At 71.1% G+C, this 22,333-nt stretch carries 21 protein-coding genes and 1 pseudogene; 15 read left to right on the top strand and 7 right to left on the bottom strand.

Annotation, left to right across the window (positions count from 1 at the left end; all coding sequences use genetic code 11):
• Nucleotides 1–6 precede the first annotated feature (6 nt).
• Entirely contained in the window at nt 7–354 is a 348-nt protein-coding gene (locus ACMCNK_RS14535; protein WP_412736943.1) for a hypothetical protein, read from the top strand.
• 22 nt (nt 355–376) lie between these two features.
• Here the strand turns inward: ACMCNK_RS14535 and ACMCNK_RS14530 are convergent.
• Together ACMCNK_RS14530 and ACMCNK_RS14525 are read right to left on the bottom strand one after the other, a co-directional pair.
• Nucleotides 377–634 (bottom strand): annotated as a pseudogene (locus ACMCNK_RS14530) (magnesium chelatase domain-containing protein); the annotation flags it as partial.
• A 54-nt stretch (nt 635–688) separates the two neighbouring features.
• A complete protein-coding gene (locus ACMCNK_RS14525; protein WP_412736942.1) occupies nt 689–1,048 on the bottom strand; it encodes a YraN family protein in 360 nt (119 codons plus the stop codon).
• 146 nt (nt 1,049–1,194) lie between these two features.
• Between ACMCNK_RS14525 and ACMCNK_RS14520 the strand changes: the two genes are divergently transcribed.
• From ACMCNK_RS14520 to ACMCNK_RS14485, 8 genes are all read left to right on the top strand, one after another.
• On the top strand, nt 1,195–2,058 hold the full coding sequence (locus ACMCNK_RS14520; protein ID WP_412736941.1) for a hypothetical protein: 864 nt from the start codon (nt 1,195–1,197) through the stop codon (nt 2,056–2,058).
• Between the two features lie 298 nt (nt 2,059–2,356).
• Nucleotides 2,357–3,202, top strand: a complete 846-nt coding sequence (rpsB, locus tag ACMCNK_RS14515) for a 30S ribosomal protein S2 (protein WP_412736940.1) — start codon at nt 2,357–2,359, stop codon at nt 3,200–3,202.
• A 65-nt stretch (nt 3,203–3,267) separates the two neighbouring features.
• The gene (gene tsf / locus ACMCNK_RS14510; protein ID WP_412736939.1) at nt 3,268–4,098 is read left to right on the top strand and encodes a translation elongation factor Ts; all 831 of its coding nucleotides are present in this window, start codon (nt 3,268–3,270) and stop codon (nt 4,096–4,098) included.
• 104 nt (nt 4,099–4,202) lie between these two features.
• Complete coding sequence (gene pyrH / locus ACMCNK_RS14505) at nt 4,203–4,967, top strand: UMP kinase (RefSeq protein WP_412736938.1); 765 nt, start codon at nt 4,203–4,205, stop codon at nt 4,965–4,967.
• Nucleotides 4,968–5,028: 61 nt separating this feature from the next.
• On the top strand, nt 5,029–5,586 hold the full coding sequence (gene frr, locus ACMCNK_RS14500; RefSeq protein WP_412736937.1) for a ribosome recycling factor: 558 nt from the start codon (nt 5,029–5,031) through the stop codon (nt 5,584–5,586).
• Nucleotides 5,586–6,749, top strand: coding sequence for a phosphatidate cytidylyltransferase (locus ACMCNK_RS14495; RefSeq protein ID WP_412736936.1), 1,164 nt, complete (start codon nt 5,586–5,588; stop codon nt 6,747–6,749). The genes frr and ACMCNK_RS14495 overlap by 1 nt, the downstream gene beginning before the upstream one ends.
• 44 nt (nt 6,750–6,793) lie before the next feature.
• Nucleotides 6,794–7,972, top strand: a complete 1,179-nt coding sequence (rlmN, locus tag ACMCNK_RS14490; protein ID WP_412736935.1) for a 23S rRNA (adenine(2503)-C(2))-methyltransferase RlmN — start codon at nt 6,794–6,796, stop codon at nt 7,970–7,972.
• Between the two features lie 37 nt (nt 7,973–8,009).
• Nucleotides 8,010–9,035 carry a DivIVA domain-containing protein gene (locus ACMCNK_RS14485; RefSeq protein ID WP_412736934.1) on the top strand — a complete coding sequence of 342 codons (1,026 nt, stop codon included), beginning with the start codon at nt 8,010–8,012 and terminating at the stop codon, nt 9,033–9,035.
• An 83-nt stretch (nt 9,036–9,118) separates the two neighbouring features.
• On the opposite strand, the gene ACMCNK_RS14480 is transcribed toward ACMCNK_RS14485, so the two are convergent.
• Entirely contained in the window at nt 9,119–9,367 is a 249-nt protein-coding gene (locus ACMCNK_RS14480; protein ID WP_412736933.1) for a DUF2631 domain-containing protein, read from the bottom strand.
• Between the two features lie 222 nt (nt 9,368–9,589).
• On the opposite strand from ACMCNK_RS14480, the gene ACMCNK_RS14475 reads away from it, so the two are divergent.
• On the top strand, nt 9,590–11,131 hold the full coding sequence (locus ACMCNK_RS14475; RefSeq protein ID WP_412740856.1) for a Rieske 2Fe-2S domain-containing protein: 1,542 nt from the start codon (nt 9,590–9,592) through the stop codon (nt 11,129–11,131).
• A gap of 96 nt (nt 11,132–11,227) precedes the next feature.
• On the opposite strand, the gene ACMCNK_RS14470 is transcribed toward ACMCNK_RS14475, so the two are convergent.
• Entirely contained in the window at nt 11,228–12,838 is a 1,611-nt protein-coding gene (locus ACMCNK_RS14470; protein WP_412736932.1) for a phytoene desaturase family protein, read from the bottom strand.
• Between the two features lie 11 nt (nt 12,839–12,849).
• Nucleotides 12,850–13,557, bottom strand: coding sequence for a TetR/AcrR family transcriptional regulator (locus ACMCNK_RS14465; protein ID WP_412736931.1), 708 nt, complete (start codon nt 13,555–13,557; stop codon nt 12,850–12,852).
• Between the two features lie 107 nt (nt 13,558–13,664).
• Here ACMCNK_RS14465 and ACMCNK_RS14460 point away from each other — a divergent pair, with 107 nt between their 5' ends.
• The 4 genes from ACMCNK_RS14460 to ispG are packed head-to-tail and all read left to right on the top strand — an operon-like array spanning nt 13,665 to nt 19,595.
• The gene (locus ACMCNK_RS14460) at nt 13,665–15,896 is read left to right on the top strand and encodes an MMPL family transporter (protein ID WP_412736930.1); all 2,232 of its coding nucleotides are present in this window, start codon (nt 13,665–13,667) and stop codon (nt 15,894–15,896) included.
• Between the two features lie 56 nt (nt 15,897–15,952).
• A complete protein-coding gene (dxr, locus tag ACMCNK_RS14455; RefSeq protein ID WP_412736929.1) occupies nt 15,953–17,155 on the top strand; it encodes a 1-deoxy-D-xylulose-5-phosphate reductoisomerase in 1,203 nt (400 codons plus the stop codon).
• On the top strand, nt 17,155–18,414 hold the full coding sequence (locus ACMCNK_RS14450; RefSeq protein ID WP_412736928.1) for a M50 family metallopeptidase: 1,260 nt from the start codon (nt 17,155–17,157) through the stop codon (nt 18,412–18,414). Before dxr ends, ACMCNK_RS14450 begins: the two co-directional genes overlap by 1 nt.
• 8 nt (nt 18,415–18,422) lie before the next feature.
• Entirely contained in the window at nt 18,423–19,595 is a 1,173-nt protein-coding gene (gene ispG / locus ACMCNK_RS14445; RefSeq protein WP_412736927.1) for a flavodoxin-dependent (E)-4-hydroxy-3-methylbut-2-enyl-diphosphate synthase, read from the top strand.
• A 54-nt stretch (nt 19,596–19,649) separates the two neighbouring features.
• Here ispG and ACMCNK_RS14440 read toward each other — a convergent pair whose 3' ends face one another.
• Nucleotides 19,650–20,213, bottom strand: a complete 564-nt coding sequence (locus ACMCNK_RS14440; protein WP_412736926.1) for a PadR family transcriptional regulator — start codon at nt 20,211–20,213, stop codon at nt 19,650–19,652.
• Nucleotides 20,214–20,335: 122 nt separating this feature from the next.
• Between ACMCNK_RS14440 and ACMCNK_RS14435 the strand changes: the two genes are divergently transcribed.
• Nucleotides 20,336–21,175 (top strand): GNAT family N-acetyltransferase, encoded by an 840-nt coding sequence (locus ACMCNK_RS14435; RefSeq protein WP_412736925.1) that lies wholly within the window; start codon nt 20,336–20,338, stop codon nt 21,173–21,175.
• 15 nt (nt 21,176–21,190) lie between these two features.
• Here ACMCNK_RS14435 and ACMCNK_RS14430 read toward each other — a convergent pair whose 3' ends face one another.
• The gene (locus ACMCNK_RS14430; protein ID WP_412740855.1) at nt 21,191–22,150 is read right to left on the bottom strand and encodes an LLM class F420-dependent oxidoreductase; all 960 of its coding nucleotides are present in this window, start codon (nt 22,148–22,150) and stop codon (nt 21,191–21,193) included.
• Between the last annotated feature and the right edge of the window lie 183 nt (nt 22,151–22,333).

The raw sequence follows: 22,333 nt of genomic DNA, 5'->3' as shown, positions 1-22,333 counted from the left end.
GCACACATGACCACCAGCATCGAGCAGCATCTGCACGACATCGAGCCGGCGCCCGAAGGCTCGCCCTTCCGTCCCAGCCGCAATCGGCTCGTCGCCGCCACGTGGGCCGTCTTCGGCTGCGGGATCACCGGCGGGATCGCACTGATAGCCGTGGACATCACCTCGCGCGACAACATCCGGTACGCGATCTACGGCATCCTGCTGGTCGCCATGGCCTCCCTGGCTGCTGGAGTCCTCGCCGTCGAGCGGATGCTGGCCGAACGGGAGCAGTTCTACCGGCGGGGCCACCTGGTGGGCTGGATGCGGGGCTGGCGCGGCCAGGAGCCGCTCAACGACGACCCGCTGCTTCACTGAACGTCTAATGCTGTCTTAACTCTGCTATCGCCAGATCGAACGAGCTGCCCTGCTTGGGCAGGGTCGCGGGCAGGAGATTGACCGTGATCCGCCGGTTGGGCCAGCTCTGCCCCGAGTTGACCACGGCGGCGCGGACCCGATCGCGCGCCTCATGCAATGCCGTGTCCGGCAGGCCGGTGAGCACCACCGCGGGCAGTCCCGACGAGAGGTCGGCCTCGACCTCGATCAGATGCCCGGTGACACCGGTGAGGCCGACACACAGCACCCGGGCGTAACTCACCGCGCCACCGCCCACGTCGGCGCAGGCCCGGTCATCGGCTGGATGCCGCGCATGTCAGAACGCCGCCCGGATGTGCTCGACGTGGGAGGCCCCGCGTGGCTGGGGCGCGACCGCGACCACGTCGAAGCGCACCCCGCGAGGGCGTAGGGCGCCTTGCGCCAGCCACTGCGCGGCCAGACGACGCAGGCGGCGGACCTTTGTCGGCCCGACCGCCTCGGCGGGTGTGCCGTGGCTCGTGCCGCGGCGCGTCTTGACCTCGCAGAACACCACATCGTCGCCGTCGCGCAGGATCAGATCGACCTCCCCGTCGGCACATCGCCAGTTGCGCGCCAGCACCACCAGGCCCTGCGCGGTCAGATAGCGCTCGGCGAGCCGCTCGCCGTACGCCCCGACCGCCCGTCGCTGTGTCGTCATGGCGGCCACCTTGGCCGAACCCGTGTCGCTGCGTGTGGCAGCCTGTGGACGGAGCGCAACTGTGGACAGTTCCCTGGCGCCACCGGACGAGTGATATACGTCCGCCGGTAGCATCCGGAGCCCTCCGTCACCTACGGTGCACAACCGTGGATGGACAGCGCCGCTATGCCGAGGATCCCGAGCCGACGACCTGGTACCCGGCTTCGCGTTCCACCAGCAGTTCCGCCGGGTTCACGCGGTCCGGCGGTGCGGACGCCCTCGGCGAGTTCGGCGCCCCGGCCGCCTCCGGCTGGTCCGACAGCACGAACGCCCCGGGCGGCTACCGCACGCGTGGCTCGGGCGCGTACGGCCTCGACACCCCCGGCGGGTACGAGCTGTCCCCGTCCCGTACGGACGAATCCGGCGTTCACGACCTGTCCGACGGCGGGTTCCAGCTTCCGGGGCAGCGACCCCCCGACGACCGGTACGGTTCCGCCGCGGCCATGGACCCGGCGACCTCGACCGGGGTCCGCACGAGGTCGGCGGATCCGGCGCGGGAGTCGCCGGGCCTGCCGGCGCGTGGCCCGGGATTCCCCGCGGTACGGCCGACCAGCGGCCGGTCCGCGGCCGACGAGGCGCCGGGCGTTGCGGCGCCCCACGGCCCCGGGCCGGCCGAGCCGACCGGCGTCCTCCCGTCCCTGCGCGGCCCGGTTGGTGAGAAATTGGGCGCCGACCGCGTCTACCGGACCCGACGCCCGCGGTCGGCCCTGGTGGTGGCCCTGCTGACCGTGGTGCTGATGGTGCCGGTGGTGCGCCTGCTGGCCCGGGCGACGTTCGCCGCGCAGCCGACCGCGGGTGCGATCGTGCCCGCGGTGCTGTTGACGCTGGGCCTGCCGCTCACCGGGGTGGGGCTGTTCGCGCTGGCCGGTGGCGACCGCCCGGAGAACCGTGAGGCCTGGTTGCGGCCCCCGGTCGTCTACCTGCCGGTCGGGCTCCTGCTGGTGTTCGCTGCGGCCGTCGCGGTCGCCTGAGCCGCCTCCTGGCCGGTGCTGCAGAAGCGCGCCTGATCGGCTCACCCCCCGGCCGGGCGGCGTGCCGGGGAGGGCCCGGCGTATGCTGGACGACGGCGACCGCCCCGCGCGGTCGACCTCGCGTGCCCTCCGCCAGGCACCGGCTCTGGTGAGCAGCTCTCACTCGACCGGCCGCCGAGCGGCGGCGGCCCTCCCTGGTCCCGATGCTGTCGGGTCCACCCACGGCCGACGACCGGGCGCCAGGACGCCCACCGCCCGGTGGGCGTGACAACCAGGGATGACTAGGGAGCAATTCACCATGGCCGTCGTGACCATGCGTCAGCTGCTGGAGAGCGGTGTCCACTTCGGGCACCAGACCCGGCGCTGGAACCCGAAGATGAAGCGGTTCATCTTCACCGAGCGTAACGGCATTTACATCATCGACCTGCGCCAGACGCTCGATTTCATCGAGAAGGCGTACAGCTTCGTGCGCAGCACGGTCGCCGACGGCGGCACGGTGCTGTTCGTGGGCACCAAGAAGCAGGCGCAGGAGGCGATCGCCGAGCAGGCGACCCGTGTCGGCCAGCCGTACGTGAACCACCGTTGGCTGGGTGGCATGCTGACCAACTTCCAGACCGTGTACAAGCGGCTGCAGCGCATGAAGGAGCTGGAGGCCCTCGGTGACCTGAGCGGCACCGCCGCCGGGTACACCAAGAAGGAGACGCTGCAGCTCTCGCGCGAGAAGATCAAGCTGACCAAGACTCTGGGCGGTCTGCGTGACATGACCCGGGTGCCGTCGGCGATCTGGGTGGTCGACACCAAGAAGGAGCACATCGCGGTCGACGAGGCGCGCAAGCTGGGCATCCCGGTCATCGCCGTGCTCGACACGAACTGCGACCCGGACGAGGTCGACTTCCCGATCCCGGGCAACGACGACGCCATCCGCTCCGCCGAGCTGCTGACCAAGGTCGTCGCCAGTGCCGTCGCCGACGGTCTCATCGCCCGTTCCGGCCGTAACCGCGGTGACGCCGACGCCAAGCCCGAGGCCAACGCGGTCGCCGCCGGCGAGCCGCTGCCCGAGTGGGAGCGCGACCTCTACGAGGGCGCCGAGAAGAAGGCCACGGACGACACCGCCACCGAGCCCGTCGCGACCGCCGCCGAGTAACGCGAGAACGCCGGGTCCCGCCGGGGCCCGGCGTCCCACCACGACCGGACATCGAAGAGAGAGTCATGGCCAACTACACCGCCGCGGACGTCAAGAAGCTCCGCGACCTCACCGGCGCCGGCATGATGGACTGCAAGAAGGCGCTCGAAGAGTCGGACGGTGACTTCGACAAGGCCGTCGAGTTCCTGCGCGTCAAGGGCGCCAAGGACGTCGGCAAGCGGGCCGGCCGCACGGCCGCGAACGGCATCGTCGCCCACTCGGGCGCATCGCTGCTCGAGCTGAACTGCGAGACCGACTTCGTCGCGAAGACCCCCGACTTCGTCGCTCTGGCGCAGCAGCTGGTCGAGTACGGCGACCAGAACAAGGTGGCCGACGCCGCCGCCCTGCAGGCCGCGACGCTGGCCGACGGCAAGGGTGTCGCCGACGCGATCCAGGAGTACTCCGCCAAGATCGGCGAGAAGATCGTCCTGAACCGGTTCGCGACCGTCGCCGGTACGGTCGCGGTTTACCTGCACCGCAAGGCGCAGGACCTGCCGCCGCAGGTCGGCGTGCTCGTCGAGTACAGCGGCAAGACCGACGAGGCCGGGGATGCGGACGCCCGCGGCATCGGCATGCAGATCGCCGCGATGCGCCCGAAGTACCTGACCCGCGACGAGGTGCCCGCCGAGGTCGTCGAGTCGGAGCGGCGGATCGCCGAGCAGACCGCTCGCGAGGAGGGCAAGCCCGAGCAGGCGCTGCCCAAGATCATTGAGGGTCGCGTGAACTCCTTCTTCAAGGACTTCGCGCTGCTCGAGCAGCCTTCGGTCGTCGACAACAAGAAGACGGTCAAGCAGATCGCCACCGAGGCCGGGATCGAGATCACCCGGTTCGTCCGGTTCGAAGTCGGCCAGGAGTAACGCGCGACCGACGCAAGCACAACAGGGGGAGGCCGGGTCCGCGTTCTGCGCCCGGCCTTCCCGTCACATAGGGTCTCTGGCGAAACGAAGGGAAGGCGGGTCGCATGACGATGGTGACCGAGCAGGCTGTTGGCATCGACGACGCGCCGGCCCCGCCGCCACGGCGGACCCGGCGGGTAATCCTCAAGCTGTCCGGCGAGGTCTTCGGCGGCGGTGCCGTCGGCGTCGACCCCGACGTCGTGCAGGGCATCGCGCGGCAGATCGCCACGGTCAGCCGCTCCGGGGTGCAGGTGGCAGTGGTGGTCGGCGGTGGCAACTTCTTCCGCGGCGCCGAGCTGCAGAAGCGCGGGATGGACCGGTCCCGCGCCGACTACATGGGCATGCTGGGCACGGTCATGAACTGCCTGGCCCTCCAGGACTTCCTGGAGAAGGAGGGCATCGAGACGCGGGTGCAGACCGCGATCACGATGGCTCAGGTGGCGGAGCCGTACATTCCCCTGCGCGCGATCCGGCACCTGGAGAAGGGCCGCGTGGTGATCTTCGGGGCGGGCGCCGGGATGCCGTACTTCTCCACGGACACGGTCACCGCGCAGCGCGCGCTGGAGATCCACGCCGACCTCGTGCTGATGAGCAAGAACGGCGTCGACGGCGTCTACACCGCCGACCCGCGTACGGACCCGAGCGCCCGCAAGCTGGACCGCATCACGTTCGAGGGCGTGCTCAAGGAGGGGCTGCGGGTGGCCGACCAGGCCGCGTTCAGCCTGTGCCAGGAAAACGACCTGCCGATGCTCGTCTTCGGCGCCCAGGGCGACGACACGATCGTCCGGGCCGTGAGCGGCGAGAAGATCGGTACGTTGATCACCACGTGATCCCGCGCCACATCCACCACCGGCCAGCTACACCAGGACAAGCAAGGAGGCGACGGAGCAGGTGATCGACGAGATCCTCTTCGAGGCCGAAGAGAAGATGGAAAGCGCGGTCGAGCACGCCAAGGAGGAGTTCGGCGCGATCCGTACGGGCCGCGCGACCCCGGCGATGTTCTCGAAGATCGTCGTTGACTACTACGGCGCGCCCACCCCCGTGCCGCAGATGGCCTCGATCGGCATCCCTGAGCCGCGGATGGTGATCGTCAAGCCCTACGACATGTCCCAGCTCGGCGCGATCGAGCGCGCGATCCGCGACTCCGACCTGGGAGTCAACCCCAACAACGAGGGCACCCAGCTGCGCATCCACCTGCCGCAGATGACCGAGGAGCGCCGCCGCGAAATGATCAAGGTGGCGCGCGGCAAGGCCGAGGAGAGCCGGGTCGCCATCCGCAACGTGCGGCGCAAGGCCAAGGAGCATCTGGACCGGCTCGTCAAGGACGGGGAGGTCGGCGAGGACGACGGCCGTCGCGCCGAGAAGGAGCTCGACGACCTGACCCACCGGTACGTCTCGGTCGTCGACGAGCTGGTCAAGCACAAGGAAACCGAGCTGCTCGAGGTCTGATGTCGTACCTCGAGCCCCGCGGCGGGCATCCCCCAACCGGCGGCCGGCCGTCCGAGCCCGACGTTGCGGCACCGTACGCCTTCGAAGAGCCCGCCGAGGCGCCCGACCCGTACGCGCAGTACCGGCGCCCCGGCGGCTCCGCCGTGCCCGCTGGAACCGGGCCGGAGACACCCGGCCCGGCGGGCGGCAGCGGGCCCGCGTACCTGAATCCCGGGTGGAAGGACGGCGACGAGCCGGAGCCGCCGCGCCGGCGTGGGCCGGGCCGCCGCCGCGCCCGCCGCTCCGGGGCGCCGGTGCGGCCGCGGGACACCGCGGACACCCCGGGGGACCCGGTGGCGTCCGAGGCGAAGCCGAAGAGTCGGGCGGGTCGTAACCTGCCCGCCGCGATCGGCGTGGGTGTCACGCTCGGGGCGATCGTGCTCGCCTCACTGTTCTGGCCGCCGGCCTTCCTGGCCGTGGTCGCGGCGGCCGCTTCCGTCGGGGTCTGGGAAATGGTCCGGGCGGTCCGCGCGGCGGACCTGCATCCGCCGCTGTGGCCGCTGCTCGGCGGCACGTTGCTGATGGCCGGGCTGGCCGAATACGCGGGGACGGACGGGCTGACCCTCGGCCTGCTGGTCACCGTGCTCGCCACGCTGGTGTGGCGCCTCGGTGAGGGCGTGAAGGGTCTGCGGCGCGATCTGACCGCGATCCTGCTGGTCGCGGTGTACGTGCCGTTCCTGCTGAGCTTCGGGGTGCTGCTGGTTCAGCCGGATGACGGGCACTGGCGGGTGCTCGGCGCGCTGATCGCGGTGGTGCTCTCCGACACGGGCGGCTACGCGGCCGGGGTGTTCCTCGGCAAGCACAAGATGGCGCCCAGCATCAGCCCGGGTAAGACCTGGGAGGGCTCCGCCGGTTCCGTGGTGGCCGCCGCGGCCGGCAGTGCCATCTGGTTCGCTCTGCTGATGGATGTGCCGCCGGTCTGGGGGGCGCTGTTCGGGGCGGTGATCTCGGTCGTGGCGATCACCGGTGACCTGGCCGAGTCCATGCTCAAGCGCGACCTCGGGGTCAAGGACATGAGCAACCTGCTGCCCGGTCACGGCGGCCTGATGGACCGGCTGGACTCCATCCTGTTCGCGGTGCCCACGGCATATGTGCTGCTCTCGCTCATCGCGCCGCCGGGGTGAGCGGTGCCCGGACGCGTGCCCCGGCGTGGGAGACTGGACAGGCCATGACGATGCTTCCGGTCATCCCGACCAGCCCTGATACGCCCGATGCGGTGGCCACCCGCCGGCGGCCGAGCATGCCGCCGCGTCACCTCGCCGACCTCGACCTCGCCGGTCGCCGGGAGGCCGTCGCCGCGCTCGGGCAGCCGGCTTTCCGGGCCAAGCAGCTCTCCACCCACTACTTCGGCCGGCTCGTGCGGGATCCCGCCGCGATGACCGACCTGCCCACCGCCGAGCGCGCACGGCTCACCGGCGACCTGCTGCCCACGCTGCTCACCCCGGTCCGCGAGCAGGCGTGTGACGCCGGGGCGACCCGCAAGACGCTGTGGCGCCTGCATGACGGGGCTCTGGTCGAGAGCGTGCTGATGGGCTATCCCGACCGGGTCACCGCCTGCGTGTCGAGCCAGGCCGGGTGCGGCATGGCCTGCCCGTTCTGCGCCACCGGCCAGGCCGGGCTGACCCGTAACCTGTCCGTCGCCGAGATCGTCGACCAGGTTGTCTACCTGGCCGGGGTCGCCGCTTCGGGCGCGGTCACGGGGTCACCGCCGCGGCTGTCCCGGGTGGTGTTCATGGGGATGGGCGAGCCGATGGCCAACTATCCGCGGGTGATCGAGGCGGTCCGCCGGCTGACCGCCCCCGCCCCCGAGGGGCTCGGGCTCTCCCAGCGCCACATCACGGTGTCCACGGTCGGCCTGGTGCCCGCGATGCGCCGGTTGATCGCCGAAGAGCTGTCCGTGACCCTTGCGTTGTCCTTGCACGCCCCCGATGATGATCTGCGCGATGAGCTAGTGCCCGTCAACCAGCGTTGGAAGGTGGCCGAGGTGCTCCGAGCCGCGTTCGATTACGCGGCACAGACTTCTCGCCGGGTCTCCATCGAGTACGCCCTGATCAGGGACGTCAACGATCAGCCCTGGCGCGCCGACCTGCTGGGCAGGCTGCTGCACAGCAAGCTGGCGCATGTGAACCTGATCCCGCTGAACCCGACCCCGGGCAGCAAGTGGGATGCCAGCCCCAAGCCGGTCGAGCGGGAGTTCGTCCGGCGTCTGCGCGCGGCGGGGGTGCCGACCACGGTCCGCGACACCCGGGGCCGGGAGATCGATGGTGCATGCGGCCAGCTGGCCGCGAGCGAGCTGACGGTGGTGGACGCAGGGGGCGCCGCCGCCGAGGCGGAGGTGGCACAGTGACTGGGGCGAGTTCCCAGCAGACGAAGTGGGAGACGTTGTGACGAGTCAGGGACAGCGTTTCCGGCGGCGCGCGCTGCGGCGCGGCTACAAGGTCGACGAGGTCGACAGCTTCCTCGACCGCGTCGAGGCCACCCTGGCGGGCGAGCCCATAGGGTCGCCGGTCGGCGCCCAGGAGGTGCACGACGTCGTCTTCCGTGTGCGCTTCGGCGGGTATGACGAGTGGCAGGTCGACCTGCACCTGGACCGCGTGGAGCGGCAGCTCGCTGAGTTCGAGGAGCGCGGCGGGCGCGGCGCGGACCCGCGGATGGCGCCCGACTCGATGCGGGACCGGATGAGCAACACCGGGTCGATGGCGCCGGTGGACCGGATGGGCTCTCCCATGGGCCGTTCCGCGCCGCCGACCGAGCGGCTGCCCGCCCCGATGCGCGACGACCGCATGCGTGACGACCGGATGCACGACGACCGCATGCACGATGACCGGATGGCGCCGCCGCAGATGCCTCAGCGCCAGCAGATGCCGTCCATGCCAGGGCCCGACCAGTACGGCCGGTACGACGAGCCGGCATACGGTCAGCAGCGGGGTGGCCCGGCGGGCTACGACACCGGCAGCTACGACGCGTACGAGCCGGGGCGGCACGGCAAGGCGGACATGACCTCGGAGATGCGGATGCCGGACCGCGACCGCGGCGGGTACGGCGGCCCGGCGCCGATGAGCGCGCCGCCGATGTCCAGCGCCCCGATGAGCGGGCCGCCCATGAGTGGTCCGCCGATGGGTGGCCCCCCGATGGGCGGCGGCCAGGGCGGCCCGGGCGGCGAGCTGTACCGGGTGGACCAGCTGCGCCGGACGTTCCAGCCGCGCCGCTTCGGCAGCGGGTACGACCCGATGCAGGTGGACCGTCTGTTCGAGAGCATCCTGCAGGCGATGTCGGGTCGCGGGCCCATGCCGGTGCCCGAGAACGAACTGGACACCCTGCAGTTCGGGCTGGTGCCCGGCGGCTATTTCGAGGCCGAGGTCGACGCCGCGCTGCGTGAGGTCAAGGACATCCTGCTGCGTCGCCGCTGAGCGACGACCGGGGTCGACGAGACCCGAGACGATCATGCGAAGGGCCCGCTCGCGACGCGAGCGGGCCCTTCGGCGCGTGCGGGCTACTGGTCGTTGGGCTTGAGGCCGTTGCGGCGCAGCACCGAGTCGACCACCACCGCCCCGACCAGCATCAGCGCGATGACGACGAGCCAGACGTTCTCCGTGTTGCCCTCGTGGTTGCCCCAGAACGACATCACCACCAGCAACACCGCAGTACCCAGGGCGCCGATCCGGGCCAACTTGCGGTTACCCGGCTTGAGCTGGTCGGGCGCGTAAACCGGCTCTTCTGCCACCGTTCGGTCCTCCTGCATTCCAGCGATCACGTCTCGCCGCCAGTTTCGCACGACGCCCGCGGGCCTTCCCGGGCAACCCGGGCTCACGGCTCCGGGCGCGACCCGGCAGCCCGGACCCGGTACCGTCGTTCCGGTCGGATTCACGGACGAGGCCCGACTCGCGGACGAGGCCGGACTCGCAGGCAAGGCCGGACTCACCGGCAAGGTCGGACTTGATGGGCAAGGGAGCAGGACGTGCGGATCACGGGCACCGGACACGCGAGCATGCGGATCGACACGGCCGCGGGCAGCATTCTGTGCGACCCGTGGGTCAATCCCGCCTACTTCGCGTCGTGGTTCCCGTTCCCGGACAACTCGCAGCTCGACTGGGAGGCCCTGGGCCAGGTCGACTACCTGTACGTCTCGCACCTGCACCGCGACCACTTCGACGCCGCACACCTGAAGCGGTTCGTCAGCAAGAAGGCGACCGTGCTGCTGCCGGAGTACCCGACCAGCCAGCTCGAGGACGAGCTGCGTGATCTCGGCTTCACCAGCTTCCTGAAGACCCGGTCGAACGAGGTCCACGAGCTCGACGGCGGCCTCAAGGTGATGATCCAGGCCCTGATCAGCCCCACCGACGGCCCGATCGGCGACTCGTCGCTGTGGGTGGAGCACGACGGCATCCGGGTGCTGAACCAGAACGACGCCCGTCCCACGGACCTGTCCGTCTTCGCCGAGCTGGGCCACGTGCACGCGCACATGCTGCAGTTCTCCGGGGCCATCTGGTACCCGATGGTGTATGAGCTGCCCGAGTCCGCCAAGCGGGCGTTCGGCAAGCAGAAGCGGGACCGCCAGTTCGACCGGACGTGGCGTTACATCGACGACCTCAAGGCTTCGTACGTCTTCCCGATCGCCGGCCCGCCGTGCTTCCTGGACGACGAGCTGTGGCAGTTCAACGACATCTTCGGCGACGAGGGCAACATCTTCCCCGACCAGGGCGTCTTCCTGCGCGAGTACGCGAAGGTCGGCGGCACCAACGGCGTCGTGCTGCTACCGGGCAGCGTCACCGAGCTGACCGCGGACAGCGCGGCGACGACCCACCCCACCGACGTGGACGAGTTCTTCGCGGACAAGCAGACCCATCTGGAGGAGATGCGTACGCGCAAGGCGCCGGTGATCGCCGCGGAGAAGGCGTCCTGGCGGCACCCCGAGATCGACGTGCTGGGCGAGCTGAAGAAGCGGATCGAGCCGCTGCTCGACGAGTCGATCTACCTGGCCAAGGGGGTCGGCGGCCCGGTGCGTTTCGACCTGGTCAGCTACGACGGCGAGTCGGTCGAGTCGATCGTGGTGGACTTCCCGGGCAAGCAGGTCCGGGCGTACGCGGACGAGAAGGTGCGCTACCGGTTCCGTACCCAGCGGGAGCTGATCGAGCACCTGATCTTCATCGACGAGGGCGACTGGGTGAACTCGCTGTTCCTGTCGTGCCGCTTCTCGGCCGCCCGGATCGGCCAGTACAACGAGTTCGTGTACGCGTTCTTCAAGTGCCTGTCCGAGGAGCGCCTGCAGTACGCCGAGGGCTGGTACGACGAGCACGAGAAGACCGTGGAGGCCGAGGACACCGTGCTCGGTGACTGGACGGTGCAGCGCCGCTGCCCGCACCTGAAGGCGGACCTGAGCCGCTTCGGCATCGTGGACGGCAACGTGCTCACCTGCCAGCTGCACGGCTGGAAGTTCGACCTGCCCAGCGGGCGTTGCCTCACCAGCGTGGGCCATGCCATCCGGGCGACTAAGACGACTTCCTGAAGGGCATTTGTCGTAGCTGGGTGGGCGGTACAGACCGTCGCCCGCCGAGACCGGGACGGGCGCTGGGGCGCCCGTCCCTGCCAGTCTGTGCGTGGCTCAGATCCCCAGGTCGGTGAGGATGCGCCGGGCGACGTTGTGGCCGGCGGCGCCGATGACGCTGCCCGCCGGGTGAGTGCCCGCGGAGCCTGCGTACAGGCCGTCGAGGCCGGTTGCGTACGGCATCCGGGCGTCGAAGGCGACCGTGTTGTCGACGTGGTGGATGTGCCCGCCGGTGATGCCGAAGTGCTGCTCGATCCCGGCCGGGGTGAGCGGCATCGTGTCCGCGACCAGCGCGGACGTGCCGGGCGCGTATCGGTCGCAGATCGCCAGCAGCCTCTCGACGAAACCGGGCAGCTCGGCCTCCCAGGTGGTGCCGTCGAGCGCGTACGGCACCGACTGCACGAACAGGGCCGACGAGTGGTGCCCGCCCGCGTCACGCAGCGACTGGTCGACCGTGGTGTGCAGGTACCACTCGATCGTGGGCTCCTCGGGCAGTTTCCCGGCCTGCACGTCGGCCCACATCGCGCGCAGCGCGGCCATCGGGGAGTCCGTCTCGGCCAGGCCCGCCAGCCCCGCGGAGCCGGGCAGCAGGTGGATCGTCGAGCCGAACGGTGACGCCGCCCCGTCGGGCAGGCAGGAGAACCGGGGCAGGTCGGTGAGCGCCAGGTTGACCTTGAGCGTCGTACCCGTCCGCTTGACCGCGTTCATCCGGGTGGTGAGGTCCTTGGGCAGCGCGCCGTCGGGCACCAGCGACATCAGCCGGTACGGGTCGCAAGAGCCCAGCACGACCCGGGCGCCGATCTCCCGGCCGTCGGCCAGGACCACGCCGCTGGCGGCGCCGCCCTCGACGGTCACCGCGGAGACCGGGGTGCCGGTGACGATCCGGGCTCCGGCGGCGCGGGCGGCGTTCGCGAACGCCCCGGACACCGTGCCCATCCCGCCCTGGGCGATCATCCAGGTGCCGTCCGCGCCGGGCAGGCGGCACATGTTGTGTACGAGGAAGTTGTGGCCGGTGCCGGGGTCGTCGGGGCCCGCGTTGAGGCCGGAGAGTCCGTCGGTGACGGCGTACATGCTGACCAGCAGTTCGCTCTTGAAGCCGAACCGGGAAAGGTAGTCGGCGACCGAGCCGCGGACCAGGTCGATGAACGTCGACTGCAGCTGCGGCCGGATGTGCCGGTCGGCGATCTGCTCGACCGACTCGGGCTCCTCCAGCCAGGCCGGGGCCAGGTCGGCGCGCAGCGCGGCGATCTCGACCTGCAGCGCCTCGTCGGCGGCGATGTCACGCGGGGAGAAGAACCGCTGCATCTGCGCGCGGGTGGCCTCGCGGTCCGACCCGAACAGCAGGTACGGCGAGCCGGGCCCGCCCGGGGTGGGCAGGAAGTAGTGCGGGTCGCGGCGCAGCACCGGGATGTCGATGTCGAGTGTGCGCAGCAGCTCGGGCGGCATGAGACCCAGCAGGTACGACCCGGTGGACTGGCCGAGGCCGGGCACCCGGGGGAACGGGTACTCGGTGCGGGTGGCGCCGCCGAGGGTCTGGTCCGCCTCCAGGACGACCACGTCGAGGCCGGCCCGGGCCAGCAGGACGGCCGAGACCAGTCCGTTGTGGCCGGCACCGATGATCACCACGTCGGCCCGGTCGGGCAGCGCGGCGGACGTCTGAGGGGTCATGGGGGCCGAGCCTAGCGCGTGATGCGCTCCAGCGTACGAGCCAATTCCAGCTCGAACAGCGGCTCCACGTCGGTCATCGCCCATTGCAACTGCCCGAATACCTCCATGGCGACGATTCCGTACAGGCGGGTCCAGGCGGCCATGAACTGGTAGACCAGCGGGAGTGGAAAGCGGTCCCCGAACAGCTCCAGGTACGGCTGGAACAGGTCACGCAGCGCGGGTTCGGGCAGCCCGGGCGGCGGCTCGTGGGCGGGCCGGGGCCCCCAGATCTCGGCCAGGACGGTGAAGAAGATCTCGCCGAATCGTGCGCCGGCATCGTTGACCGGGCTGCATGCCTCGCCGATCTGGGTGATGCCGGGGACGGGGCTGCCGAACATGAGGGTGAACTCGGCGGGGTGTGCGAGCGACCAACGGCGGAAGCCGCGGGCCATGTGTCCGAGCCGGGCGACCGGGTCGGCCTCGGCGTGCGCGACGGCGGTCTGTTCGACGGCGGTGCGCAGCTCCTCGAAGAGGTCGGTGACGATGTCCAGGATCAGGGCGTCGAGATTGGCGAAGTAGCGGTAGATCGCGGGTGCGGTCAGGCCCATGTCACGGGCGATGGCCCGCAGGGAGATGCTGGCGGCGCCGCCGGCGACGAGGTGGCGGCGGGCGGTTTCTTTGATCTCGGCGACGGTCTCCGCGCGCAGCCGCTCGCGCCGGCCGGGCGTGGTCGTCGTCATAGTGCTCTCCATTGACGTGAGTGAACGGTGTTTGCCAGAGTAAACAGCGTTCACTGATTGGTCCATGACTGCCGCGACTGTAACCGCGGAGCCGGGGGAGGACGACGATGTTCGGCTGGTGGGGACGCACCGTCGTCCGGGTGCGCTGGTGGGTGATCGCCGCCGCCCTCGCGTTGGTGGTGACCGGTGCGACGTGGGGTGCCGGTGTCTTCGGTGCGCTGACCGGCGGCGGCTACGCCGACCCGCACAGCGAGAGCAACCGTGCGGCCAAGGCTATCGCCGCGCAGATCGGCCGGCACGACCCCGACGTGCTGGTCCTCTGGTCGAGCGACACCGCAACCGTGGACGATCCGGCATTCCGGTCAGCGGTCACCGCCCGGGTGGCGGCGCTGCGGGCCCGGACCGAGGTGGCGGGCGTCACCAGCTATCTGGACGCGAAGGCGCCGGGCCTGGTCAGCAATGACCGGCACGCGACGTACGCGGCCGTGCAGCTCGCCGACGGGTCCGAGGACGCCAAGCTCGCCGAGTACCAGGCCATCGAGCCGGAACTGAACGCTGCGGGGCTGACCACGAAGGCGGGCGGGCTCGCCGCGTTCGGGGCGCAGGCCAACGCGCAGACCAAGGAAGACCTGACCCGCGCCGAGCTGTTCTCCCTGCCCGTACTGCTGGTGTTGCTGATCCTCGTGTTCCGCGGGCTGATCGCGGCGCTGTCGCCGCTGGTGATCGGCGGGATCGCGATCCTCGGGGCGTTCGTGGCGGTGCGGACGCTGACCTACTTCACCGAGATCTCGGTCTTCGCGATCAACGTGATCACCCTGCTGGGCCTGGGCATGGCCGTGGACTACTCGCTGTTCGTCGTGAGCCGGTTCCGTGAGGAGCTGGCGAACGGGCGGGACGTGCCGGCCGCCATCCGGGCCACGGTGGCCACCGCCGGCCGTACGGTCGTGGTCTCCGGGCTCACGATCGTGCTGGCCCTGTCCAGCCTGCTGATCTTCCCGCAACCGTTCCTCGGTGGCATGGCCATCGGTGGCATGGCCGCCGTGCTCATCGCGATGCTGGCCGCGCTGACCGTGCTGCCGGCCGTGCTGTCGCTGCTCGGGCACCGCATCGACATGCTGCGGGTGCCGATGCCGCGGCTGCGCCGCGGCCGCTCCGGTGCCGTCCCCCGGCAGCGTGGCGCCGCGCCCGCGGCGGGCAGCTCCGCGTGGGCCCGGGTGGCACACAGCGTCATGCGCCGTCCCGTGCTGTACGCGGTCGGGGTGCTGGCCGTGCTGGTGGCGTTCGCGCTGCCGTTCACCCGGGTGCAGTTCGGCGGGTTCGACGAGCGGGTACTGCCCGCCGACACCGCGGCCCGGGTGGTCTCCGAGACGATCCGGACCGACTTCCCGGGCGGCGCGCAGAACCCGATCGAGGTGCTGGTCACGGGTGCCCCGGCGGGGTCGTTCGCGACGGCCATCGCGGGGCTGCCCGGCGTCACCGGGGCTCAGGTCACCGCAACCAGGGGCACCGCGTCGCTGATCACCGTGGGGTACTCCGCGATGCCGACGACAGCCCAGGCGCGCGACGTCGCCGCGGCCATCCGCGACCTGCCGCCCCCGCCCGGATCCACCGTGCTGGTCGGTGGGCGTCCCGCGATCGACCTCGACCTGCTGAACAGCCTCAGCCACCGGCTGCCCTGGATGGCGCTGATCATGGCGGTGGCCACGATGGTGCTGCTGTTCTTCGCGTTCGGCTCGGTGCTGCTGCCGGTCAAGGCGGTGCTGATGAACGTGGTGTCCATCGGCGCCTCGTTCGGCGTGGTCGTCTGGATCTTCCAGGAGGGTCATTTCGAGAACCTGCTGCACTTCGAGTCCACCGGCTACATCGAGCCGAGCAACCTCATCCTGGTGCTGGCCGTGCTGTTCGGCCTGGCCACGGACTACGAGGTCTTCCTGCTCTCCCGGGTCCGCGAGAACTGGGACGCCACCGGCGACAACACCACGGCGGTCGCCACCGGCCTGCAGCACACGGGCCGGATCATCACGGCCGCGGCGCTGCTGCTGATCGTGGTGGTCGCGGGCTTCGCCACGGGCGGCGTGACCGTCATCAAGACCATCGGTGTGGGCATGATCGTGGCGATCATCGTGGACGCGACCCTGGTGCGCGCGCTGCTGGTCCCGGCCACGATGCGCCTGCTGGGCCGGTGGAACTGGTGGGCCCCCGGCCCGCTGGGCCGCCTGTACGCCCGGTACGGCATTCACGAGACGCCCCGCACTGCGCAGCCGGAGACCGGCGACGTGGACCCGCCCGAGTCCGGCTCGTCCACGACCCGGTCCGGCGGGGTCGCGGCGGTCCGCTGAGCCTGGCGGGGCCGCCTGAACGGCGCGCCCGTGCGGGCGTCGGCGAAGATGGAGCCATGCGCGACCTCGTCCTGCTCGGCTCCACCGGGTCGATCGGCACCCAGGCCATCGACATCGTGCGACGCAACCCCGACCGGTTCCGTGTGGTCGCGCTCGGCGCGGCCGGAGGCAACGTCGAGCTGCTCGCCACCCAGGCGCTGGAGCTGGGCGTCGAGGTGGTGGGGGTGGCGCGGGCCAGCGCCGTCCAGGACCTGCAGCTCGCGTTCTACGCTCAGGCACAACGGCACGGGTACGCGACCGGCGACTTCCGGATCCCGAAGATCGTGGCGGGGCCGGACGCGATGACCGAGCTCGCCCAATGGCCGTGCGACGTGGTCCTCAACGGGGTGGTGGGCAGCCTCGGGCTCGCGCCGACCCTGGCGGCGCTGCGCTGCGGGCGTACCCTCGCGCTGGCCAACAAGGAGTCGCTGGTGGCCGGCGGCCCCCTGGTCAAGGCCGCGGTGACGCGGCCGGGGCAGATCGTGCCGGTGGATTCCGAGCACTCCGCGCTGGCGCAGTGCCTGCGCGGCGGCGAGCGCCGCGAGGTGCGGCGGCTGGTCCTGACCGCGAGCGGGGGAGCGTTCCGGGACCGGCGGCGCGCCGAGCTGGAGAACGTCACCCCGGAGGAGGCGCTCAAGCACCCGACGTGGGACATGGGCCCGGTCGTCACGATCAACTCCGCCACCATGGTCAACAAGGGCCTGGAGGTGATCGAGGCGCACGAGCTGTTCGACGTGCCATACGACGACATCGAGGTCGTGGTGCACCCCCAGTCGGTGCTGCACTCGCTGGTCGAGTTCACCGACGGCTCGACCCTGGCCCAGGCCAGCCCGCCCGACATGCGTCTGCCGATCGCGCTCGCCCTGGCCTGGCCCGACCGGGTGGCGGACGCGGCGCCCGCGGTGGACTGGACCCTCGCCCACAACTGGGAGCTGCGGCCGCTGGACGACGAGGCGTTCCCGGCGGTACGGCTGGCCAAGCAGGCCGGGCGGGCGGGCCACTGCCGGCCGGCGATCTACAACGCCGCGAACGAGGAGTGTGTGGCCGCATTCGTGGCCGGTCGGCTACCGTTCCTGGGCATCGTCGAGACACTCGAGGCGGTTCTCACGGCGGCGCCCGCTTATGCGCAACCGGGTACCGTCGATGATGTGCTTGAGGCGGAAGCCTGGGCGCGTGCCCAGGCACGGCGGCTGATCGCGACCGGGACAGAAGGAGCCTGATGCTGTACTGGCTGGGGGTGGCGGCGTTCGCGCTGGCCATCCTGATCTCGGTGAGCCTGCACGAGCTCGGGCACATGATCACCGCGAAGCGCTTCGGGATGAAGGTCACGAAGTACTTCGTGGGCTTCGGCCCGACAATCTTCTCCTTCCACCGCGGCGAGACGGAGTACGGCCTCAAGGCCATCCCGCTCGGCGGCTTCTGCAAGATCGTCGGGATGACCCCGCAGGACGACGACGTCGAGCCCGAGGACCAGCCGCGCGCCATGTGGCGGTTCCCGGTGTGGAAGCGCACGATCGTCATGTCCGCCGGGTCGATCACCCACTTCATGCTGGCGCTGGTGGCGCTGTGGTTCGCGGCGGTCTTCGTCGGCCTGCCCAACCCGGATCTGCACCTGCCGGCGAACGCCGCCGAGCAGCGTGCCCAGGCCGCGATGATCCAGGTCGGCTCCTGCATCCAGGTGAACCTGTCCGAGCAGCCGTGCGTCGTCGGCAAGAACGGTGCGCTGGCCGGCCCCGCCTCCGCGGCGGGCCTGAAGACCGGTGACGTGGTCACCAAGGTGGGCGACAAGCCGATCGCCAACTACGGCGAGCTCACCGACGTGATCCGGGCGTCGAAGCCCGGTCCGACCGTGTTCGCGTACACCCGCGACGGGGTGGCGGGCACCGCCACGGTCGCCCTCGTGCAGGCGCAGCGTCCGCCGCTGGACAACCCGCAGGGCGCGGTGTCGCAGGTCGCGGTCGCCGGTATCAGCTGGACCACGGACCAGCCCGCGCTGGTCACGTACGGGCCGATCGACGGTGTGAAGGCCACCGGCCAGTTCGGCTGGCAGATGGTCGAGGGCACGTTCACGGCGTTCAAGAAGATCCCGGAGAAGGTGCCCGCGCTGTGGCACTCGATCACCGGCTCGCAGCGGGACCCGGAGACCCCGATCAGCGTGGTCGGCGCGAGCCGGCTGGGCGGCGAGGCGATCGAGGCCGGTGTGCCGCAGTACTTCCTGATGATCTTCATTTCGCTGAACGTCTTCATCGGCATCTTCAACCTGCTGCCGCTGCTGCCGCTGGACGGCGGCCACATCGCCATCGCCTGGTACGAGCGGGCCCGCTCCTGGCTGTTCGCCAAACTGCGCAAGCCCGACCCGGGCCGGGTCGACTACTACAAGCTCATGCCCGTGACGTACGCGGTCATCCTCATCGGTGGTGCGTTCACGCTGCTGACCGTCACCGCCGACATCATCAACCCGATCTCGATCTTCAGGTGAGCAACCAGATGACCGCAGTAAGTCTCGGCATGCCGGCCGTGCCTCCGCCGCCGCTTGCCCCCCGCCGCCAGAGCCGCCAGATCATGGTGGGCTCGGTCGCCGTGGGCGGGGGTGCGCCGGTCAGCGTGCAGTCGATGACCACCACCCTCACCTCGGACGTCAACGCCACGCTGCAGCAGATCGCGGAGCTGACCGCGTCCGGCTGCCAGATCGTCCGGGTCGCGGTGCCGTCCCAGGACGACGTCGAGGCGCTGCCCGCCATCGCGAAGAAGTCGCAGATCCCGGTGATCGCGGACATCCACTTCCAGCCGAAGTACGTGTTCGCCGCGATCGACGCGGGCTGCGCCGCGGTGCGGGTCAACCCGGGCAACATCCGGCAGTTCGACGACAAGGTCAAGGAGATCGCGAAGGCGGCCTCCGATGCGGGGGTGCCGATCCGGATCGGCGTCAACGCGGGCTCACTGGACAAGCGGTTGCTGGAGAAGTACGGCAAGCCGACCGCCGAGGCGCTGGTCGAGTCGGCGCTGTGGGAGTGCTCGCTGTTCGAGGAGCACGGATTCCGCGACATCAAGATCTCGGTGAAGCACAACGACCCGGTCGTCATGATCCGGGCGTACCGGCAGCTCGCCGAGCAGTGCGACTACCCGCTGCACCTCGGGGTGACCGAGGCGGGCCCGGCGTTCCAGGGCACGGTCAAGTCGGCGGTGGCGTTCGGGGCGCTGCTGGCCGACGGTATCGGCGACACGATCCGGGTGTCGCTGTCCGCCCCGCCGGTCGAGGAGATCAAGGTCGGCAACGCGATCCTGGAGTCGCTGGGGCTGCGCGAGCGCGGTCTGGAGATCGTCTCCTGCCCGTCGTGCGGTCGCGCCCAGGTCGACGTGTACACGCTGGCCGAGCAGGTCACCGCCGCGCTGGAGGGCCTGCCCGTGCCGCTGCGGGTGGCCGTCATGGGCTGCGTCGTCAACGGCCCCGGCGAGGCGCGCGAGGCGGACCTCGGGGTCGCGTCCGGCAACGGCAAGGGACAGATCTTCGTCAAGGGCCAGGTCATCAAGACCGTGCCCGAGTCGGTCATCGTCGAGACGCTGGTCGAGGAGGCGCTGCGGCTGGCCGACGAGATGGGCGCGGAGCTGCCGGACGAGCTGCGTGAGCTGCTGCCCGGACCGTCGGTCACGGTGCACTGATTTCGTTCGTACGGGAAAGGGGCACACCGGCCGGTGTGCCCCTTTCCCGTTTTCTCACTCGCTGTCGGCGAGGATCGCGTACAGCTTGCGCTTGGTCTCGGTGAGCACCTCGAGGGCGCGGTCGCGCTGCTCCGGGGTGCCGTTGAAGCCGACCTGGCGCAGCGCGTCCATGATGCCGAACGCCGCGTCGCGGAAGTCCTGCACCTGGGACATGGTGTCCGCGCCGAACTGCGCCCACGGCGGGTTCTGCGCGGCGGCTTCCGCCTCGGGGCGGCCCGCGTCGGTGAGCGTGTAGCGCTTGCGCCCGCCGGTGGCCTCGGCCTCGATGAGGCCTTCGTCCTCCAGCATCTGCAGGGTGGGGTAGACCGAGCCCGGGCTGGGGCGCCAGATGCCGTTGGTGCGGCTTTCCAGCTCCTGGATCATCTCGTACCCGTGCATGGGCCGTTCCAGGAGCAGCGCGAGGACGGCCGGTCTGACGTTGGGGCGGCTGCCGCGCCTCCCGCCCCGGCCGTGCCCGTGTGGGCCGCCGTGGCCCCCGCCGAACGGGAACCCTGGGGGGAAACCGAAGCCGCCGCGCATCCGGGCCTCATGGAAGTGGTGATGGAACTGCTGTCGCATGACTATCTCCGATCAGTTGGCGATACACAGACGATATATCGGCAACCGATCGGCGGCAAGGTTTTCCTTCGGGGCCCGGGACGGGGCACGTATCCGCAGCGTCATCTGGCAGTCTGATATCCGTGCTGACGGTGCCGATCCGCCAACTCGGTGAGTCCGAGCGCTACACGGTCGAGCGCATCCTCGACCGGGACCCGTACGCCGGTGCCCAGATCGCCGAGCGCGTGGCTGCGCACGGCCTGAGCTGGTGGCGCGCCGACGGCCGGATCTACGGGTACGGCCCCGGCCGCGAGGTCGAGTCGCTGTGCTGGTCAGGTGCGCACCTCGTGCCGGTGTGCCTCACGCCCCAGGCCGTGCCCGCGTTCGCCGACCTGCTCGGCGCCGAGCCGCGCATCTGCTCCTCGATCATCGGCCGGGCCGACGCCGTGCTGGGGCTGTGGGACCGCCTCGGTGGCCAGTGGGGGCAGGCGCGCGACGTCCGGTCGAATCAGCCGCTCCTGGTCGCCGTGTCGACACCGCCGGCGCCACCCGACCCCGAGGTCCGGCTCGTCCGGCCCGACGAGGTCGACCGGCTGTTCCCGGCGGCCGTCGCCATGTACACCGAGGAGGTCGGCGTGTCGCCGCTGCTCGACGACGGTGGCCGCGGCTACCGGCGACGGATCGCGGAGCTGGTCCGGGCCGGGCGCGCCTATGCCCGGTTCGTCGGCGAGCGGGTGATCTTCAAGGCCGAGCTGGCGATCGTGACCCGCCGCACCGCCCAGGTGCAGGGGGTGTGGGTGGACCCGGAGTTCCGGGGGCACGGGCTCGCGGTGCCCGCCGTGGCGGCGGTGGTGCGTGACGCCCTGCGCCGGGTCGCGCCGACGGTCAGCCTGTACGTCAACGACTACAACCGTCCCGCCCGCCGGGTGTACGCCCGCTGCGGTTTCCAGGCCGCCGGCACGTTCGCCACCGTCCTGTTCTGACGGTGCCGGCCGGGCTCAGGGGGCCAGGCGGGGGAGAAGCTTCGCCAGCGTGCGGGGGTCGGCCTCCAGCTCAGGCGTGGGCAGCAGGGCCATCACGGGAACGGTCACCCCGGCCTGGGCGTACGCCGCGACGTGCGCGCGGCACTGTTCCGGCTCGCCGTGCACGATGAGCGCGTCGACGACCGCGTCCGGGATCGCGGCCAGTGCGCCGCGGCGGTCGCCCGCCGCCCAGGCCGTCCACATCGGCGTGAGGTCCGCGGTACGGCCCAGCCAGCGGTGGAACTCCGCGTACGCGGGGACGGTGAGGTAGGCCGCGATCATGCGGCGGGCGACGGCGCGGGCGTACCCGGTGTCGGCCGTGGGGCACACGAAGATGCGGGCGACCACGTCGAAGTCCGGGCGGGCGGGTTGCACCTCGGCCAGGGCCTTCGGCACGTCGGTGGCCGCCAGCCAGTTGAGGATCACGCCGTCGGCCTCGGCGGCGGCCAGGTGCAGCATGCCCGGCCGCAGCGCGGCGAGCAGGATCTGCGGCGGGGTGGCGGGTGGCCGTTCCAGCCGGAACCGGCGCACCGTGAACGTGTCGTACGCCTGGTCCACGAGCTCGCCGGCCAGGGCGGAGCGCAGGAAACGCAGCATGTCGCGGCTGCGGGCGTACGGGCGGGAGAAGTCGGCGGCGTTCCAGTCGCCCGCCACCACCGGCGAGGACGCGCCGATGCCGAGCTGGAACCGGCCCGGTGCCGCCTCCGCCAGGGCCGCGGCGGTCATCGCCAGCAGCCCGGGGCCGCGGGTGAACACCGGCGCGATCGCCGTGCCGAGCCGCGCCCGGGGCTGCCACGCCGCGGCCAGTGTGAGCGGGGTGAACGCGTCGGCACCCGCGACCTCGGACGACCACAGGTCGGTGAACCCGGCATCGGTGAGAGCCGCGTAGACGGCCGCGTGGTCGGCGAGCGGCACCCCCGCCAGCGGAACGGTCATACCCCAGCGAGTCGACATGTCCCGATCTTGCCGGTTGTCCCCGGGCCCGGACAAGCGACCTGGGACACAGAACGCTGCGCGCCCCGTGGCCGACACGGCGGCGACGGGGCGCGGCTGTCGGTAACCGGGATGTGGACGCGGCGTGTCGGCTCCACTGCGGACGGGTAAGGAATCCGTCGATGT

Source organism: Krasilnikovia sp. MM14-A1259 (assembly GCF_047159535.1).
Classification (GTDB): Bacteria; Actinomycetota; Actinomycetes; order Mycobacteriales; family Micromonosporaceae; genus Actinoplanes.
Note: the sequence above shows the minus strand (reverse complement) of the source record. Positions and strands in the feature narration are given on the sequence as shown.

Coding starts and splice junctions, on each gene's coding strand:
- rlmN (WP_412736935.1), top strand. CDS start 6,794: ATGACGATGCTTCCGGTCATCCCGACCAGCCCTGATACGCCCGATGCG.
- ACMCNK_RS14465 (WP_412736931.1), bottom strand. CDS start 13,557: ATGACGACGACCACGCCCGGCCGGCGCGAGCGGCTGCGCGCGGAGACC.
- ACMCNK_RS14450 (WP_412736928.1), top strand. CDS start 17,155: ATGCTGTACTGGCTGGGGGTGGCGGCGTTCGCGCTGGCCATCCTGATC.
- ispG (WP_412736927.1), top strand. CDS start 18,423: ATGACCGCAGTAAGTCTCGGCATGCCGGCCGTGCCTCCGCCGCCGCTT.
- tsf (WP_412736939.1), top strand. CDS start 3,268: ATGGCCAACTACACCGCCGCGGACGTCAAGAAGCTCCGCGACCTCACC.
- ACMCNK_RS14480 (WP_412736933.1), bottom strand. CDS start 9,367: ATGCAGGAGGACCGAACGGTGGCAGAAGAGCCGGTTTACGCGCCCGAC.
- ACMCNK_RS14460 (WP_412736930.1), top strand. CDS start 13,665: ATGTTCGGCTGGTGGGGACGCACCGTCGTCCGGGTGCGCTGGTGGGTG.
- ACMCNK_RS14470 (WP_412736932.1), bottom strand. CDS start 12,838: ATGACCCCTCAGACGTCCGCCGCGCTGCCCGACCGGGCCGACGTGGTG.
- ACMCNK_RS14430 (WP_412740855.1), bottom strand. CDS start 22,150: ATGACCGTTCCGCTGGCGGGGGTGCCGCTCGCCGACCACGCGGCCGTC.
- dxr (WP_412736929.1), top strand. CDS start 15,953: ATGCGCGACCTCGTCCTGCTCGGCTCCACCGGGTCGATCGGCACCCAG.
- ACMCNK_RS14495 (WP_412736936.1), top strand. CDS start 5,586: ATGTCGTACCTCGAGCCCCGCGGCGGGCATCCCCCAACCGGCGGCCGG.
- ACMCNK_RS14535 (WP_412736943.1), top strand. CDS start 7: ATGACCACCAGCATCGAGCAGCATCTGCACGACATCGAGCCGGCGCCC.
- ACMCNK_RS14440 (WP_412736926.1), bottom strand. CDS start 20,213: ATGCGACAGCAGTTCCATCACCACTTCCATGAGGCCCGGATGCGCGGC.
- rpsB (WP_412736940.1), top strand. CDS start 2,357: ATGGCCGTCGTGACCATGCGTCAGCTGCTGGAGAGCGGTGTCCACTTC.
- ACMCNK_RS14525 (WP_412736942.1), bottom strand. CDS start 1,048: ATGACGACACAGCGACGGGCGGTCGGGGCGTACGGCGAGCGGCTCGCC.
- pyrH (WP_412736938.1), top strand. CDS start 4,203: ATGACGATGGTGACCGAGCAGGCTGTTGGCATCGACGACGCGCCGGCC.